The following is a 15,212-nucleotide window of genomic DNA, read 5'->3' on the forward strand; positions in this document are numbered from 1 at the left end:
GTAGACATACCTTAGGCGCCGTATCGAATTCGCGGATTAGCCGCGGCATAGAGCACGTCGACGATCGCGTTCACCACGACGAAGACGACCGCAAAAAGGAGAATGCAGCCGTTGATGAGCGGCATGTCCCGATTCTCGATCGCGTCGAACGCGAGGCGCCCCACGCCGGGCCACGCAAAGATGTGTTCCGTGAGCACCGCACCGCCCAGCAGCAGCCCCGTCTGCAAGCCGACGATGGTGAGGATCGGCACGAGCGCGTTGCGCAGCGCGTGGCGAACGATGACGGCCCATTCGGTCAGACCCTTCGCTCGCGCGGTGCGAATGTAGTCGCTGCGCAGCACGTCGAGCATTCCGCTTCGAGTGATCTTCGCGACGATCGCGAGCGGAATGGTGCCGAGCGTGAGCGCGGGGAGCACCAGATGCCAGAGCGCGTCGAGCGCGGCGCGCCCGTCGCCTTGGAGCAGCGCGTCGAGGACGAGCAAATGCGTGATCGGCATCACGCTATACTGCAGCGAGATGCGCCCGGAGATCGGGAAAAGATTCAAGCCGAAATGCGCCGGCACGACCGAGAGCAGATAGACGAGCATCCAGCCGAGCCAAAAGACGGGAATAGAAACGCCCAGAAGCGATAGGCTCATCGCGAGCGCATCCCAGCCGGAACGAAAGCGCATGGCCGCGAGAATACCGGCTGGGATTCCGAATAGCACCGCTACCAGCATCGCCGCAACCGCCAGTTCGACCGTCGCCGGAAAATACTGCGCGAGCTTGGAGACGACGGTCTGATTATCTTCGATAGAGGTTCCCAGATCGCCGCGGGCCGCGTGTTCGAGGTAGATTCCCAGTTGCACGGGCAGCGGTTTGTCCAACCCGAGCGATCGGCGCAATGCCGATACCTGCTCGGTCGTCGCGCGATCCCCCAAACGAATCGCGACCGGATCCCCCGGAATAGCCTTCATGAAGAGAAAACTGACGATCGTAATAGCGAAGAGCACGGCGACCAAGCGGACGAGTCGCGTTACCAGGAAAAGCGCCACCGCTTAGGCTCGCGCTCCCCGTGCCGCAAATCGCAGCGCTTGCCCGTAGAGATAGATTCGATCGCTCATCGTTCGTTCGTGATCTTCACGCTGGAGAATATCGGCAAAACGCTGCGCGTTAGCCAGTTGTTCGAAAAGTACGCCGTAGCGTGCCGGCCGCGATTCCAGATAGCGCATCAGCGTTACGCGATGCCGCAACCTTCTATAGAAGCGGCGCTTCGTGCGCTCTTCATACTCCTGCGGGGCGGCGCGCCGGCCGGCCCGCGCGCCCGCCACGGCCGCCGCGGCGAACCGGCCCGTCATCGCCGCTTCGTAGATCCCTTCGCCGTTGGTGGCATCGACCAAACCGGCCGCCGTGCCGCCGACCATCGCCCCGGCCGTCCCGATATGCGGCCGAGGCAGGCCGCCGTACAACAGGTGCCCTTCCAATTTGACCGCGTGGCCGATTCCGGGATAGAGCCGATCGCGTACGCGCTGCGTGAAACGATCGAGTTCTTCGCGCAACTGCGCGCCGGCCATCTTGCCCACGAACCCGAGTCCGATCGCCAGATGGTCGCGCTTGGGAAACATCCACGCGACGATCTGACGGCCGTCGTCCGCGCCGTAATAATGAAGTTCGAGCGTCTGGTAGACGACGGCGGCCGCAGGGCGCGCGAGGTAGACCCGATACTGCAGCGTCGTCATCAATCCGTCGCGCCATTGCCCGAACGCAAATGCGCTCTCGCTTTCGAGCTTCGCCGTCGATCCCGGCGCGAGAAAAACGTTGCGCGCCGCGATCGTCTTGCGCTCGCCCGATCGCAAGTCCGCGTAGTCGACCACCACCCGCTCGCCCTCGCGACGCAGGCCGCGAAAGAGGGACGACGTGCGAACCTGCGCGCCGTCGGCTTGCGCGAGCCGCGCGATGGTTCCGTCGAGCTCCTCGCGCGTCGTCGTGTGGCCGGGCCCGAACATCACGACGTGCTCGCGCCCGCTCGCATCGAAGAGCGCGAGCCGCGGCGTATCGCAATGGACGATCGAGCGCGGCAGATCGAAGGCCTCGCAGAATCCCGGGCGCAGACCGGCCGCGCAGACGCGCTTGCTTCCCACGACCGCATCCTTATCCAAGACGACGGTCGCAACACCCGCGCGCGCGGCTTCGCGCGCCGCCGTCCCGCCCGCCGGTCCGCAGCCAACGACCAGAAACTCGACCTCCTCGACCATACGTTCGCTGCTTCGAGCCTACGCCTTAGGTCACCCCGCAGACATTTCTCGTCAAGGGAGGGTCGCGCGAAAACGGGAAAGCGTCTGCCGTTATGGCAGTCCCAGCACCGAGAAACTACCTGCATCTTCCACTTGGGGATCGCACTCCCGACGAGATCAACGTCGTCGTCGAGATCCCCGAACGCTCGCGCAATAAGTACGAGTACGACAAGACGCTCGATATCTTTCGGCTCGATCGCAAGCTGCACTCGCCGATTCATTATCCGGGAGATTACGGGTTCGCGCCGCAGACGCTCGCGCTCGACGGCGATCCGCTCGACGTGCTCATCCTCACGATCGAACCGACGTTTACCGGCTGTCTGGTCGTTGCGCGCCCGATCGGGTTGCTCAAAATGATCGACGAAGGTGCCGAAGACGACAAGGTCCTCGCGGTGCCCGTTGGCGAGCCCGCCTTCGACGGTATCCATAACTACACGCAGATTTTCCCGCACACCATCCGCACGATCTCGCACTTCTTCGAAACGTACAAGCTGCTCGAAGGCAAGAAAACCTCCACGCAAGGCTGGCAGGACGCGGCTGCGGCGCGACACATCATCGAAGAAGCGTCGCAACGCTTCATCGAGCAAGACGAGAGCGCCGGCTGATCGCTCTGCGACGTTAATCGCAGGACTCACTCGCTTTCCTAACCAACCTGAGGGCTCACCACCCCCCCAACCGGGGGCGTTTATCTGCACTCTACGGGGATTTGAATGAGTTCTACGATCGGGAGCGGTTCCTTGACGGCCATTTACTTTGGCCTTGGAACCGGGGTCTTGGCCATCCTTTATGGCCTCGTTCTTATAAGTTGGGTCTTGCGCCAGTCCGCGGGTAACGCACGGATGCAAGAGATCGCCGCGGCGATTCAAGAAGGCGCGATGGCATTCCTTAAACGCCAGTACACCACGGTCGGCATCGTGGCAATCGTACTGGCGATTATTATTTTCTTCGCCCTCGGCTGGGAACCGGCAGTCGGCTTCGTCATCGGCGCGATCCTTTCGGGCGCGGCCGGGTTCATCGGCATGACGGTCTCGGTGCGTGCCAACGTGCGCACGGCCGAAGCCGCGCGCGGCGGCCTCAAACCGGCGTTGAACGTCGCGTTCCGTGGAGGAGCGATCACCGGTCTGCTCGTGGTCGGTCTCGGCCTCATCGCCGTCAGCGGATACTATTGGATTCTGCTCGGCGTCAACAGCGGCGACGCGGGGAAATCGCTCGCGGCTATGATCGGGCTCGCGTTCGGGTGTTCGCTCATCTCGGTCTTCGCGCGCCTGGGCGGTGGTATTTATACGAAAGCCGCCGACGTCGGCGCGGATCTCGTCGGCAAGGTGGAGATCGGCATCCCCGAGGACGATCCGCGCAATCCGGCGGTTATCGCCGATAACGTCGGCGACAATGTCGGCGACTGCGCCGGCATGGCGGCCGACCTCTTCGAAACGTACGTCGTTACGACGGTCGCAGCGATGCTGCTCGGCAATTTGATTCTCGGGAAGATTCCGGGAGCGGTCGAGTTTCCGATCGTGCTGGGCGGCTGGTCGATCATCGCATCGATCATCGGCACGCTCTTCGTCGGTGTCGGCAAAGTAGACCGCAGTAAAATCATGAACTCGCTGTATTCCGGACTCGTTATTGCCGGCGTCTTGTCGGCGATCGCGTTTTATTTCGTCACGGCAAAAGAATTCGCGAACGGTATTCCCGGCGCGTACTTGGGTCTGGGACACGACGTGGCGGCGTGGGCCGTGTGGGTTTGCGCGGTCATCGGGCTGATCATCACCGGCGCGATCACGCTCATCACCGAATACTATACCGGAACGCAATACGCACCGGTGAAGAACATCGCGAAGGCCTCGGTCACCGGACACGCGACCAACATCATCAGCGGCCTCGCGGTCTCGATGCAGTCGACGGCACTCCCGGGGCTGGTCATCGTCATCGGCATCATCGTCTCGTACGCGCTCGTGGGGCTTTACGGCGTCGGCATCGCGGTCATGGCGATGCTCTCGATGGCCGGCATCATCGTCGCGATCGACTCGTTCGGGCCGATTACCGATAACGCCGGCGGTATCGCCGAGATGGCGGAGCTTCCGGCCGACGTGCGCGGCGTGACCGATCCGCTCGATGCGGTCGGCAACACCACCAAGGCGGTAACCAAAGGTTACGCAATCGGGTCGGCGGCACTGGCCGCGGTCGTCCTCTTCGCATCGTTCATCAAGGAGCTTGGCGATAAGTGTCAGGCCATCGGCGCGCCGTGCGCGACCAACACCGGAACGTATTTCGCGATCGGCGATCCGTACGTGTTGACCGGCCTGCTCATCGGCGGCATGTTGCCGTACCTGTTCTCCTCGCTTTCGATGGAAGCGGTCGGACGCGCCGCGCAGTCGGTGGTGGAAAACGTCCGCCAGCAATTCCGCGACAATCCCGGCATCATGGCCGGAACGAGCAAACCCGACTACGGAGGCACCGTTTCGATCGTCACCGCGCACGCGTTGCGTGAAATGGTGCTGCCGGCACTGATCCCGGTCGGCGTGCCGATCATCGTTACGCTGCTCTCGGTCTTTCACATCTTGCCCGGATTTGCCGGCGCACAGATGATGGGCGGCATTCTCGTTGGCTCGATCGTCACCGGCCTCTTCGTCGCGATCTCAATGACCAGCGGCGGCGGCGCCTGGGACAACGCGAAGAAATACATCGAAGACGGCAATTACGGCGGCAAGGGTTCGGACGCGCACAAAGCGGCCGTGACCGGCGATACCGTTGGGGATCCGTACAAAGATACGGCGGGACCGGCGATCAATCCGATGATCAAAGTCCTCAATATCGTCGCGCTGCTGCTCGTGGCCTACCTCGTGCATTAGCTGGGCGCCCGGTCGCTAGAATCGGCGGGAACGCGCGGTCCGGCAACGGGTCGCGCGTTCTTTTCGTTTTCTTATGGAGATGTGGGGGTAGAAGCCAAATCAAGCAAGCCCACACTACAGAGAGGAACGCGCACGATTCATGAAACGCATTTTGGCCGGGGTTATCGCGGCTACGCTGGTCTTGTCCAGCGCGCTGCCGGCGCTTGCCTACACGCAAGAGCAACAGCAAGAGCTGCAAATCGGCCAGCAAGTCTATCAGCAACTCGCTCAAAAAGGCGAGATCATTCGAAGCTCGCCCTACTACACGACTCTTAATTCGATCGCCTCGCGCATCAAACGCGTCGCCGATCCGCAATATTTCGTGCCGTTCCATTTCATTCTGGTGCACGAGAGTCAGCCCAACGCTTTCGCCGTTCCCGGCGGCAACGTCTACGTCACCGACTCGATGATGACGTTCGTGCAAAACAAGGAAGAACTCGCGGGCGTCCTCTGTCACGAGACTTCGCACGACATCAATCACGACGTCATCAACAACATGCGTAAGGATCAAAACCTCGCGATCGGCGCGACGATTCTCTCCGTGCTCCTAGGCGGCCATAGTCAGCTCGCAAATACGGCGATCAATCTCGGCGCGAACTTGGAGGCGTTGACGTTCTCCCGCGCCGTCGAACACAACGCCGACCACAAAGGCGCGATCACGTGCGCGCAAGCCGGCATCAATCCCTGGGGGATGGTCTGGCTCTTCGACCACTTTATCGCCAATCCGACCGGAGGAAAGCCGCCCGAAGCGCTCTCCGATCACCCACGCGACGACCATCGCGTCTCGGACCTAGAGAGCGAGTTTCGAGCCAATCCGTCGCTGTTTGCGAAGTTCAACCCGGATCAGTGTTCGGCTACGCCGATCGGTTACTCGGGCTTCCGCTACCAATACGGCCATGGATGCGGCCCGGCCCGTCGCCAAAGCTCGCCGGTGCATCACGCCACATATCATCGCAGCACCAGCAAATGCCCGCGCGGCTGGAAGTTCTGCTGACAGCAAGTTGGCACATAGGAACCTCGTGGGGGAAGCGGTAGTACGCGTACTACCGCTTCTTCGTTATCGTGGGAGAGTCTATGCGTTTGACGTTTTCGCACGCCTTGCGACTCGGGGCCGTCGCCGCAGCGATCGCCCTGGCGATTACGAACGGACACGTGCGGGCTCAAACGAGTGCGTCGCAGAGCGGCATCGATCTGGGAAACCTCGATCGCACCTGCAAGCCATGCAGCGATTTTTACCGGTTCGCCAACGGCGGTTGGATCAAGAATAACCCAATTCCGGCAGCGTACCCGGGAATTAGCAATTTTCAAAAACTCGCGGATCGTAACCAAGAGGTTCTTCGCCTCATTCTCGAGGACGCCGCAAAAACGCCGGCCGCACCAGGCAGCAACGCACAGAAAATCGGCGACTTCTACGCCAGTTGCATGAATACGAACGCAATCGACGCCGCCGGAACGAAGCCGATCGCGCAATTGCTCGCGACGGCCGCTGCGGCCGACCCGCAGACGCTTGGGACGACGCTCGCCGGTTTGCAAGCCGACGGGGTCGGAGCGTTTTTCGGCTTCGGAGCGGGAGCCGACAGCCGAAACAGCGCGATGAATATCGCCCAACTGCGCCAGGGCGGCCTCGGGTTGCCCGATCGCGATTATTACCTGGCCGACGATGACAAGACGAAGGCGATTCGAGCGGCGTATCTCACGCACGTTGGAAACATGTTCGGTCTGCTCGGCGATACTCCAGCGATAGCCGCAAAAGAGGCGCAGACGGTTCTGAGCGTAGAAACCGCACTCGCGAAAAGTTCGAATTCGCGCGTCGAAAATCGCGACCCGTTCAAAACCTACAACAAGACGACGTTTCGAGAGCTTCAAACGCTCGTTCCGGAATTCAACTGGAGCGCCTACTTCGCGCAGCACGGAGTCGCCACGACGGCGCCGATCAACGTCGGACAGCCGGTCTTCTTTAAAGCCCTCGCCGCCCAACTCGCCTCGATGAGCCCCGAGAGTCTCCGCACCTACCTGCGCTGGCACGTCGTCCATTCATATGCGGCCGAACTTTCGAAGCCGTTCGTCGACGAAAACTTCGACTTTTATTCGAAGACGCTGCAAGGAACGCCGCAGCAGCAAGAACGCTGGAAGATCTGCGCTCGGGCGACGGACGGAACGCTCGGCGAGGCGCTCGGCCAGTTCTACGTGGCTAAAACCTTTCCGCCGGCGGCAAAAGCGCAAGCCCTCGCGATGGTGAAGAACATCAAGCAGACCTTGCGCGACGATCTCTCGACGCTGAGCTGGATGACCCCGCCAACGCGCAAACGCGCCGTCGCAAAGCTCGATGCGTTCGTTCTAAAAATCGGCTATCCCGACAAGTGGCAAGACTACGGCGCGCTGCCGATCGAACGCACGTCGTACGCGCAAAACGCGATCGCGGCCGCTCGTTACGAAACCGCGCGCAGCTACGCTCGCATCGGCAAGCCGGTGGACCGCAGCGAATGGGGCATGACTCCGCCGACGGTCAACGCCTACTACAGCCCGAGTGTGAACGAGATCGTCTTTCCCGCGGGCATTCTGCAGCCGCCATTCTACAACAAGGACGCCGACATGGCCGTGAACTACGGCGGTATCGGAGCGGTTATCGGTCACGAGTCGACCCACGGCTTCGACGACCAAGGACGTCACTTCGACCTGCACGGAAACCTCGTGGATTGGTGGACGCCCGCGGATTCCACACGCTTCGACAAGCGCGCGCAATGCGTGGTCGATCAATGGAACCAGCTCACGCCGCTTCCGGGCGTGCACGAGATCGGGGCGCAGGTTGAGGGCGAGGAGATCGCCGACCTCGGCGGCATGACGATTGCCTATAAAGCATTCGAGAAGTGGCAGTCGCACCACCCGCGTCGCACGATCGATGGCTTCACGCCCGAGCAGCGCTTCTTCATGGGCTGGGCGCAAGTCTGGGCCTCGCAGTACCGCGACGCGACGGTGGCCCTACGCGCAAAGACCGACGTCCACGGCTTCGATACATTCCGCGTGAATCAAACCCTCGCGGATATGCCGGGTTTTGCAACCGCCTTCTTCTGCAAACTCAACGATCCCATGACGCTTCCACCAACCAAACGCTGCCAAATCTGGTAGCAGCCTCGTGGTTCGCGGTTCGACAACTCACAACGACAACGCCCCTTTACCAGCCGCCCGACGCGCCTCCGCCGCCGAAGCCGCCTCCGAAGCCGCCGCTAAATCCGCCGCCGCCCGAACCTCCGCCGCCGCCGAATCCGCCGAGCGACCAGCCGATGCCGGCGCCCGTCGCATACCAACGGTTCCACGACTGACCGGCCGCGCGCGGTCCTTGCCGCGCGTAGACGTAGACGTAACGAATAAGCGGAACGATAAGCCCGAGCGCGACGAACAGGACCCAGAAAAACACGTCGCCGCCATTCGTATTGCCGCTTTCGCTCGATCGCGTCTGCTCCGGCCTAACCGCATGGCCGATGGCATAATCCGGGGTGATCGTCAGCAGCATGCGGTCGACCCCGGCCCGAATCGCGCCATCGACATCGCCGCGGCGCATGAGGGGCGTCATATCGCGCGCGATGATCTGCGCGGATCGGGCATCGGTGAGAACCGGCTCGAGCCCGTAACCCACCTCGATGCGGATGCGATGGTCTTGCATGAATGCGAAGAGGATCGCGCCGTCGTCGGCGTTCTTGCGCCCGATCTTCCATTTTTCGGCGGCGCGAATCGTCCAATCCTCGAGCGCCGCGTCGCCCGTCGTCTGACCGATCCACACGATGATGTGGTGCCGGGTCTTTTGCTCGTATTCGCGCAGTTCCGCATTCACGGAGGCGGTCGTGGCCGGGTCGAGCACTCGCGCCGGGTCGGTAACGTAGGCCGTCGGCGTCGGGGGGATGGGCGTGTTTCCAAGAGCCGCCGCGATGAGAAGCGCAAACAGGAAGCTCATTTTGGAAAGTGCTCGCGTAAGACGGCGCCCGCGCGCGCGATGCCGTGAATCAAGCCTTCGGTGGGCTCCCCGTTGCGAAAATACGGCGTCATCTCCGCAACGACGTCTTTCCAAAATGTCTCACCGACCCGCTCGTGGATTCCGCGGTCGCCGTAGACGGAAAAGCGCCGGGCCTTCGGTGCGACGAGAAAGACGATCGCATTGCGATCGTCCCCCTCGTGAAGCTCTGCGGCGTGCAGCGCCGCGCGCGCATCGGCAACCGGATCCTCGGGAACGTGCGGAACGATACGCACGGCGATACGGCCCGTCGTCGCTCGCTCCTGCGACTCGATCGCCTGCGTGATGCGGTCGCCGTCGAGCGCTCGCATCAGAACGTAACCGTCGGCGCGTTCTGCGACTGCGGGCCCGCTTGGAAGTAGGCTTTCGGCGGGAAGCGCGAACCGAACATTCCGGCGACGATGGCGGTCGGGAAGGTGCTGCGGCGCGTATTATACGATTGCGCGGCGAGGTTGTACCGCCGGCGTTCGACCGCGATGCGATTCTCAGTGCCTTCCAACTGCGACTGGAGCGTGAGGAAGTTCTGGTTCGCTTTCAAGTCGGGATAGCGCTCGACGACCACGAGCAGCCGCGAGAGCGCCGACCCCAGCGTATCTTGGGCGTGCTGGTATTGCGCGAGCGCCGCCGGGTCATTGGCCGCGTTCTGGACCGCGGACGGCGATAGTTGCCCGACGCTCGCACGCGCCTGCGCCACCGCCACGTACGTGCTCTTCTCAAAATTGGCCGCGCCTTTTACCGTTGCGACGAGGTTCGGCACGAGATCCGCGCGGCGCTGATAGACGTTCTGCACCTGCCCCCATTGCGCGTCGACGGCCTGACTCGACGCGATCAGACCGTTGTACGACGAGAAAACCCAAATCCCGAGGATGACGATAACGGCGATCGCGATGATGCCGGCATACGAACGGTTCGGTCGTGACTGCTCTTGCATGCTGCTTCGTACTCCCGCTAGACTGCCGGAGTTTCGGCGACGAATTGGGCTCGCGTTTCAAGGGCCCGATATTTCATGTAAATCGCGTAGTACGAAACCAGGATCATCGCGGCTGCGAAGGCGAGAACGCCGTCGCCGATCGCCGTCCCGGCAGGACTAAACGGCGGGAAGAGCACGCGCAGCAGGTAGCGCACGACGAACGCGCCGGCGTAAATGGCGAAGGTTTGCCAGGACGCCTCGAGGATCATCACGTTGGCTCGGTCGGTCGCGCGGACGTTGCTGTGCTTACCGCGCAGCAGGCCCATCGGAACGCCGGCGAGCGCGCCGACGACGAGAGCCGCCACGACTTCCCACACCGGTGCCGGAGCGAGGCTCTGGTAAATGAAGACGGTGTATGCGACGACGACGGCCAGCAGTACCGGCGTGACGAAGAGCCGGGTGACGCTGATTTTCTGCGGTCGAAGGTTGCGCCAAACCAAAAGCGCGACCGCGATGACGATAACGACGACCGTATTCCAACCGTAGTGCGGCTGGGTGGCATAAGGCTGCATCGGTCCTCCACAAACGAAAACGGGACGCGTCTTTTGACGCGCCCCGTTTCTTCGCGTAAGCGAGGCGAGATTACTTGATCTCGACCTTCGCGCCGGCTTCCTCGAGCTTCTTCTTGACGCTCTCGGCTTCGTCTTTGCTGACGCCTTCCTTGACGGCCTTCGGGGCGCTCTCCACGAAGGTCTTGGCTTCGGTGAGACCGAGGCTCGTGATCTCGCGAACGGCCTTGATGACCTTGATCTTCTCGGCGCCGGCCTCCGTGAGGACGACGTCGAATTCGGTCTTCTCGGCGGCGGGAGCGGCGGCGGCGCCGGCACCGGCGGCCATCATCGCGACCGGGGCCGCGGCGGAGACGCCGTACTTCTCTTCGAGCTGTTTGACCAGATCGGCGAGTTCGAGGACGGTGAGTTTATCGATTTGCTCGATGACTTCGACTACTGCCATGATGGGTGAACTTCTCCTTTAGGCGTTCGAACCCGCGGCTTCTTTTTGCTCGCGGATCGCATTGAGTGCGCGGACGAGTCCGCTCTGATTGCCCGACAGGACGGTAACGAGTCCACGCAGCGGGCTGGCAAGCGAACCGATCATCTTGGCGATCAGTTCGATCTTCGGCGGCAACGCGGCGAGCGCGTTGACCTGCGCCACGTCGACGACCTTGCCATCGATGTAAGCGGCTTTGATTTCGAGCGATTTGTTCTCGTCGGCAAACGTTTTGAGCGCTTTTGCCGGCGCTACGGGATCTTCGCCGGCAAAGACCACGCCGGTCGGACCGGCGAGAAATTGCTCGATTTGGGCGGCGAGTTCGTCACCCGCAGCGATCGAGAACAGGGTATTTTTTACGACCGAGTACGAGCTGCCGTCTTTGCGCAGCTCACCGCGAAGTTTCGTGATCGCTTCGACGGTCAAGCCCGCGTAGCTGGTGAAGAACAGATTGGTCGACTCGGAGAGTCGCACTTTCAGTTCCGCAACGGCGGTCTCTTTTCTAGCGGTTGGCATTCGCTTTTGTCCTTAAAAACAAGAAAAGCGCTCCATCCGTCCGGAGAGCGCTTCAACGTCCTTCGCATGCCCCGCAAACGTCAACGTTCGTCGTCGCTTATGGTGCATGAAGCAGATTCGTTTCGCGTCCTCGGTAGGCGCCCTGGTGAGGCTTTATTCTCGCTTGCGCGAGAACCTACGGTCTTCGGAGCCGTGGGAGATTGTAACAGACTCTCGATCTTAGATCAAGTACCCTTGTCATCCTGAGCCGGTCGAAGGACGGACTCGTGCTTCGACAGGCTCAGCATGACAAGACGATGTGGGCGATTAGCTCAGCATGACAAGGATGCAGGTCCCACTCCTGTCATCCTGAGCTTGTCGAAGGACGGGCTCGTGCTTCGACAGGCTCAGCTTGACAAGACGATGTGGGCGATTAGGCGTTGACTTGAACGCGGACGCGATTGGGGTCTACTTTGACGCCCGGGCCCATGGTGCTGGTCAGCGTGATGCTGCGCAGGTACGTGCCCTTCGCGGCCGGCGGTTTCGCGCGGATGATCGCATCGAGCAGCACGCCGACGTTCTCCGCTAATTGCGCTTCGTCGAAGCTGGCCTTGCCGACGATCGTGTGCACGATGCCGGTCTTGTCGAGGCGATATTCCACCTTACCGGCTTTGATGTCTTTGATCGCCGAACCGATGTTCGCCGAGACCGTGCCCGATTTCGGGTTCGGCATCTTCTGCGCGAGCACGCGACCCAGTTCTTTACCGACGGCAGCCATCATATCCGGCGTTGCAACCGCAACGTCGAACTCGGTGAATCCGCCCTTAACCTTTTCGATCAAATCCGCTTCGCCAACGAGATCGGCACCCGCGGCCTCCGCCTCGCGCGCTTTATCGCCCTTGGCGAACGCGATGACGCGTACGGTGCGTCCCGTGCCGTGCGGCAAGAGCACCGTGCCGCGCACGTTTTGATCGCTCTTCTTCGGGTCCACGCCTAGACGGATGTGTGCTTCGACGGTTTCGTCGAACTTCGCATTTGCGTTCTTCTTCACGAGCGAGACGGCCTCGGCTGCGTCGAAGAGCTGCTTGCGGTCGAACGTTTTGACGACGTTGTCAAACCGTTTGCCATGAACGCGCGCCATTATGCGTCCACCTCTACGCCCATCGAGCGCGCGGTGCCGGCGACGATCAGCTTCGCAGCCTTCATGTCGTTAGCATTGATGTCCGGCATCTTGATTTTCGCAATCTCTTCGAGTTGCGCGTTGGTCAGCTTCCCGACCTTATTGCGATTGGGCTCTTTCGAACCGGATTCGATCTTGAGCGCCTGTTTGATCAGGAACGATGCCGGCGGCGTCTTCGTGATAAACGTGAACGTGCGGTCTTCGTAAACCGTAATCTCGACCGGAATGATCATGCCCGCCTGCGAGGACGTACGTTCGTTGTACTGCTTGCAGAAGTCCATGATATTCAAGCTGTAGGGGCCGAGCGCCGGACCGATCGGCGGTGCCGGGGTCGCTTTACCGGCCGGGATCTGCAGGCCGATTTTGCCTACGACCTTCTTTGCCATGTTGTCTCCTAACGAAGCGTTGCCGCTTCTTCCCCCTTGAAACTTGACTGCCGGACGCGGGGGTTAGCGTCCGGGTCAAACTTTATGCGAGCGGTTTAACCGTTCGCGGGCGCCTGACTGTGCAGGCCGAACTCGTTACCTTCCGAGTCCTTGAACTGCGCCCAGCCGCCGTAAAACTGCACGCTCGGCGCCTCGGTGAATTCGACGCCCTTCGCGCTCCAAGCCGCATTCGTCGCGAAAACGTCGTCGACTTCAATCACCACGCCGGTCCAGCCGCCGACCTTCTCTTGCGACCAGTTGCCGAAGCCCTTCACCAGCACGAATGCCGTTCGCGCATCCGGCGGCGCGACCGTCATCCAGCGCATCCCTTCGCCCATCGGATCGTTGCGCTTGAGTTCCCACCCAAGTTTCTCGGTGAAAAACGCTGCCGCGCGATCCGTGTCGTTGACGAAGAGGCTGATCGCCGAGATATACAAGCGAGGCTAGACCTTTTCGATCTGATAGAACTCCAGCTCGACCGGGGTTTCGCGACCGAAGATCGAGATGAGCGCGCGAACTTTCTCTTTTTCCGGGGCGATTTCGTCGACCACGCCCGTGAAGTCGAAGAACGGTCCCGACGTAACTTTGACGCGATCGCCCTTTTTGAAGTCGATCTTGAGCTTGGGCGTTTCGATGCCCATCTGCTTGAGGATCGTCTTGACTTCTTTGTCTTGAAGGGGGACCGGCTTCTCGCCCGCGCCGGGACTGCCGACGAATCCCGTCACGCCCGACGTGTTACGAACCACGTACCACGACTGGTCGTCCATATCCATCTCGACGAGCACGTAGCCGGGGAAGACTTTCTTCGGGGTGATCTTGCGCTTGCCGTCCTTGAACTCGACTTCGTCTTCCATCGGAACGAGCACGCGGAAGATTTTATCCTGCATGTTCATCGAGTGAATGCGCCGCTCGAGATTGGCTTTCACCTTGTTCTCGTAGCCGGAATACGTGTGGATCACGTACCACTGCTTGCGCGCGTCCTTCGGATTGACCGGAGCTTTCGCGCGTTCGGGGCGATCGGCGCCTTCGGTCTCGGATTCGGTTTCGGCTACGGCCTCGACCGCGGCTTCAAGATCGTTCGAGCCCGCCGATTCCGTGAGCGCCTGCGCCTCGGACTCGTGGGCCTCGTGGGTGATCTCGATCTCGGAGTCGTGCACGTGTTGTTCCTGGGTGAATTCCATACTGTTTACTGTGGGTGGATCGTCGAAAAGAGCAACGTGAAGAGCTGATCGCAAAGCCACGTAAAGAGCCCGATGCCGACTACAAGCAGAACGGTGAGTACGGTTGCCGAGACCCATTCGTCGCGGGTCGGCCAGGTGACGCGGCGCAACTCGAGCACGATTCCGCGCACGAACTCCTGCGGTCCGACGCGATTCGTGCGCTGGTTCGCGGTTGCCGCGCTCCGGTTGAGCGCGCTCGGTTTTTTACCGCCGTCACGATTTTTCGTGCCGCCGGAAGCCTTGTTCATCACGACGTTCTCTCCTGGAAAAACTGGCAGGGCGGACAGGACTCGAACCTGCAACCCGCGGTTTTGGAGACCGCTACTCTACCAATTGAGCTACCGCCCTTTAGGTGCGCCCTACTTCGTTTCGCGGTGCGCTTTGTGACCGCGGCAGAAGCGGCAATATTTGCTCAACTCCATGCGATCCGTTGTCTTTTGCTTATTTTTTTGCGTGTTGTAGTTGCGGCGCTTGCACTCGGTGCACGCCATCACAACCATAACGCGATTCTCTTTTTTAGCCACTTCTCAGATACCAGAGCCTTACAGAAGGGACGACATTAAATAAACGGACCGGCAGGGTCCGTTTGACAGCTAATCCTAGCATAGAGTGCGGTTTTAATCAACCGACTTTTCCCGCCGCCCTGGGGGGGCGGGTCGTGCGCCCGGCCGGAATCGAACCAGCAACCTTGGGCTTAGGAGTCCCCTGCTCTGTCCAGTTGAGCTACGGGCGCGCTGACCGACGGGCCGAGTCTCGGAGTTCGCG

General features: G+C 61.3%; 18 protein-coding genes and 2 tRNA genes. 4 read left to right on the top strand and 16 right to left on the bottom strand.

The genetic code is table 11. The annotated features are described in order from the left end of the window. Positions 1-11: 11 nt before the first annotated feature. Both VIG32_10340 and VIG32_10345 read right to left on the bottom strand, forming a co-directional pair. Entirely contained in the window at positions 12-1,034 is a 1,023-nt protein-coding gene (locus VIG32_10340) for an ABC transporter permease (GenBank protein HEY8298408.1), read from the bottom strand. Between the two features lie 3 nt (positions 1,035-1,037). Beyond that, on the bottom strand, positions 1,038-2,234 hold the full coding sequence (locus VIG32_10345; GenBank protein HEY8298409.1) for an NAD(P)/FAD-dependent oxidoreductase: 1,197 nt from the start codon (positions 2,232-2,234) through the stop codon (positions 1,038-1,040). 92 nt (positions 2,235-2,326) lie between these two features. Between VIG32_10345 and VIG32_10350 the strand changes: the two genes are divergently transcribed. The 4 genes from VIG32_10350 (at position 2,327) to VIG32_10365 (ending at position 8,287) form a co-directional block, all read left to right on the top strand. Next, positions 2,327-2,878, top strand: coding sequence for an inorganic diphosphatase (locus VIG32_10350; GenBank protein HEY8298410.1), 552 nt, complete (start codon positions 2,327-2,329; stop codon positions 2,876-2,878). A gap of 105 nt (positions 2,879-2,983) precedes the next feature. Further along, positions 2,984-5,122: a sodium-translocating pyrophosphatase gene (locus VIG32_10355; GenBank protein HEY8298411.1), complete on the top strand. Its 2,139-nt coding sequence runs from the start codon at positions 2,984-2,986 to the stop codon at positions 5,120-5,122. A gap of 139 nt (positions 5,123-5,261) precedes the next feature. Further along, on the top strand, positions 5,262-6,155 hold the full coding sequence (locus VIG32_10360) for a M48 family metalloprotease (GenBank protein HEY8298412.1): 894 nt from the start codon (positions 5,262-5,264) through the stop codon (positions 6,153-6,155). An 80-nt stretch (positions 6,156-6,235) separates the two neighbouring features. Continuing rightward, complete coding sequence (locus tag VIG32_10365; protein ID HEY8298413.1) at positions 6,236-8,287, top strand: M13 family metallopeptidase; 2,052 nt, start codon at positions 6,236-6,238, stop codon at positions 8,285-8,287. Between the two features lie 46 nt (positions 8,288-8,333). Here VIG32_10365 and VIG32_10370 read toward each other — a convergent pair whose 3' ends face one another. The 14 genes from VIG32_10370 to VIG32_10435 form a co-directional block, all read right to left on the bottom strand. After that, positions 8,334-9,110, bottom strand: a complete 777-nt coding sequence (locus VIG32_10370) for a TPM domain-containing protein (GenBank protein HEY8298414.1) — start codon at positions 9,108-9,110, stop codon at positions 8,334-8,336. Then, complete coding sequence (locus tag VIG32_10375) at positions 9,107-9,478, bottom strand: TPM domain-containing protein (protein HEY8298415.1); 372 nt, start codon at positions 9,476-9,478, stop codon at positions 9,107-9,109. The genes VIG32_10370 and VIG32_10375 overlap by 4 nt, the downstream gene beginning before the upstream one ends. Continuing rightward, positions 9,478-10,098, bottom strand: a complete 621-nt coding sequence (locus VIG32_10380) for a LemA family protein (protein HEY8298416.1) — start codon at positions 10,096-10,098, stop codon at positions 9,478-9,480. Before VIG32_10380 ends, VIG32_10375 begins: the two co-directional genes overlap by 1 nt. Positions 10,099-10,115: 17 nt before the next feature. After that, a complete protein-coding gene (locus VIG32_10385) occupies positions 10,116-10,649 on the bottom strand; it encodes a hypothetical protein (protein ID HEY8298417.1) in 534 nt (177 codons plus the stop codon). A gap of 70 nt (positions 10,650-10,719) precedes the next feature. Then, positions 10,720-11,091: a 50S ribosomal protein L7/L12 gene (gene rplL / locus VIG32_10390; protein HEY8298418.1), complete on the bottom strand. Its 372-nt coding sequence runs from the start codon at positions 11,089-11,091 to the stop codon at positions 10,720-10,722. Positions 11,092-11,109: 18 nt separating this feature from the next. Beyond that, positions 11,110-11,643, bottom strand: coding sequence for a 50S ribosomal protein L10 (gene rplJ, locus VIG32_10395; protein ID HEY8298419.1), 534 nt, complete (start codon positions 11,641-11,643; stop codon positions 11,110-11,112). Positions 11,644-12,055: 412 nt separating this feature from the next. Further along, positions 12,056-12,763 (bottom strand): 50S ribosomal protein L1, encoded by a 708-nt coding sequence (gene rplA, locus VIG32_10400; protein ID HEY8298420.1) that lies wholly within the window; start codon positions 12,761-12,763, stop codon positions 12,056-12,058. Further along, on the bottom strand, positions 12,763-13,188 hold the full coding sequence (gene rplK, locus VIG32_10405; GenBank protein HEY8298421.1) for a 50S ribosomal protein L11: 426 nt from the start codon (positions 13,186-13,188) through the stop codon (positions 12,763-12,765). Before rplK ends, rplA begins: the two co-directional genes overlap by 1 nt. A 95-nt stretch (positions 13,189-13,283) precedes the next feature. Next, positions 13,284-13,664, bottom strand: a complete 381-nt coding sequence (locus VIG32_10410; protein HEY8298422.1) for a VOC family protein — start codon at positions 13,662-13,664, stop codon at positions 13,284-13,286. A gap of 6 nt (positions 13,665-13,670) precedes the next feature. Then, a complete protein-coding gene (gene nusG, locus VIG32_10415; protein ID HEY8298423.1) occupies positions 13,671-14,186 on the bottom strand; it encodes a transcription termination/antitermination protein NusG in 516 nt (171 codons plus the stop codon). A gap of 227 nt (positions 14,187-14,413) precedes the next feature. Continuing rightward, positions 14,414-14,695, bottom strand: coding sequence for a preprotein translocase subunit SecE (gene secE, locus VIG32_10420; protein HEY8298424.1), 282 nt, complete (start codon positions 14,693-14,695; stop codon positions 14,414-14,416). 24 nt (positions 14,696-14,719) lie between these two features. Beyond that, positions 14,720-14,795 (bottom strand) — tRNA-Trp (locus VIG32_10425). Positions 14,796-14,806: 11 nt separating this feature from the next. Next, a complete protein-coding gene (gene rpmG, locus VIG32_10430; protein ID HEY8298425.1) occupies positions 14,807-14,971 on the bottom strand; it encodes a 50S ribosomal protein L33 in 165 nt (54 codons plus the stop codon). Positions 14,972-15,106: 135 nt separating this feature from the next. Further along, positions 15,107-15,180, bottom strand: a tRNA-Arg gene (locus VIG32_10435). Positions 15,181-15,212: the final 32 nt, after the last annotated feature.

The organism is Candidatus Baltobacteraceae bacterium, assembly GCA_036559195.1.
Taxonomy (GTDB): domain Bacteria; phylum Vulcanimicrobiota; class Vulcanimicrobiia; order Vulcanimicrobiales; family Vulcanimicrobiaceae; genus JALYTZ01.

Bases quoted from the DNA above. Each gene is read 5' to 3' on its own strand.
- VIG32_10345 (HEY8298409.1), bottom strand. From the start codon at position 2,234: ATGGTCGAGGAGGTCGAGTTTCTGGTCGTTGGCTGCGGACCGGCGGGC.
- VIG32_10350 (HEY8298410.1), top strand. From the start codon at position 2,327: ATGGCAGTCCCAGCACCGAGAAACTACCTGCATCTTCCACTTGGGGAT.
- VIG32_10355 (HEY8298411.1), top strand. From the start codon at position 2,984: ATGAGTTCTACGATCGGGAGCGGTTCCTTGACGGCCATTTACTTTGGC.
- VIG32_10360 (HEY8298412.1), top strand. From the start codon at position 5,262: ATGAAACGCATTTTGGCCGGGGTTATCGCGGCTACGCTGGTCTTGTCC.
- VIG32_10365 (HEY8298413.1), top strand. From the start codon at position 6,236: ATGCGTTTGACGTTTTCGCACGCCTTGCGACTCGGGGCCGTCGCCGCA.
- VIG32_10370 (HEY8298414.1), bottom strand. From the start codon at position 9,110: ATGAGCTTCCTGTTTGCGCTTCTCATCGCGGCGGCTCTTGGAAACACG.
- VIG32_10375 (HEY8298415.1), bottom strand. From the start codon at position 9,478: ATGCGAGCGCTCGACGGCGACCGCATCACGCAGGCGATCGAGTCGCAG.
- VIG32_10380 (HEY8298416.1), bottom strand. From the start codon at position 10,098: ATGCAAGAGCAGTCACGACCGAACCGTTCGTATGCCGGCATCATCGCG.
- VIG32_10385 (HEY8298417.1), bottom strand. From the start codon at position 10,649: ATGCAGCCTTATGCCACCCAGCCGCACTACGGTTGGAATACGGTCGTC.
- rplL (HEY8298418.1), bottom strand. From the start codon at position 11,091: ATGGCAGTAGTCGAAGTCATCGAGCAAATCGATAAACTCACCGTCCTC.
- rplJ (HEY8298419.1), bottom strand. From the start codon at position 11,643: ATGCCAACCGCTAGAAAAGAGACCGCCGTTGCGGAACTGAAAGTGCGA.
- rplA (HEY8298420.1), bottom strand. From the start codon at position 12,763: ATGGCGCGCGTTCATGGCAAACGGTTTGACAACGTCGTCAAAACGTTC.
- rplK (HEY8298421.1), bottom strand. From the start codon at position 13,188: ATGGCAAAGAAGGTCGTAGGCAAAATCGGCCTGCAGATCCCGGCCGGT.
- secE (HEY8298424.1), bottom strand. From the start codon at position 14,695: ATGAACAAGGCTTCCGGCGGCACGAAAAATCGTGACGGCGGTAAAAAA.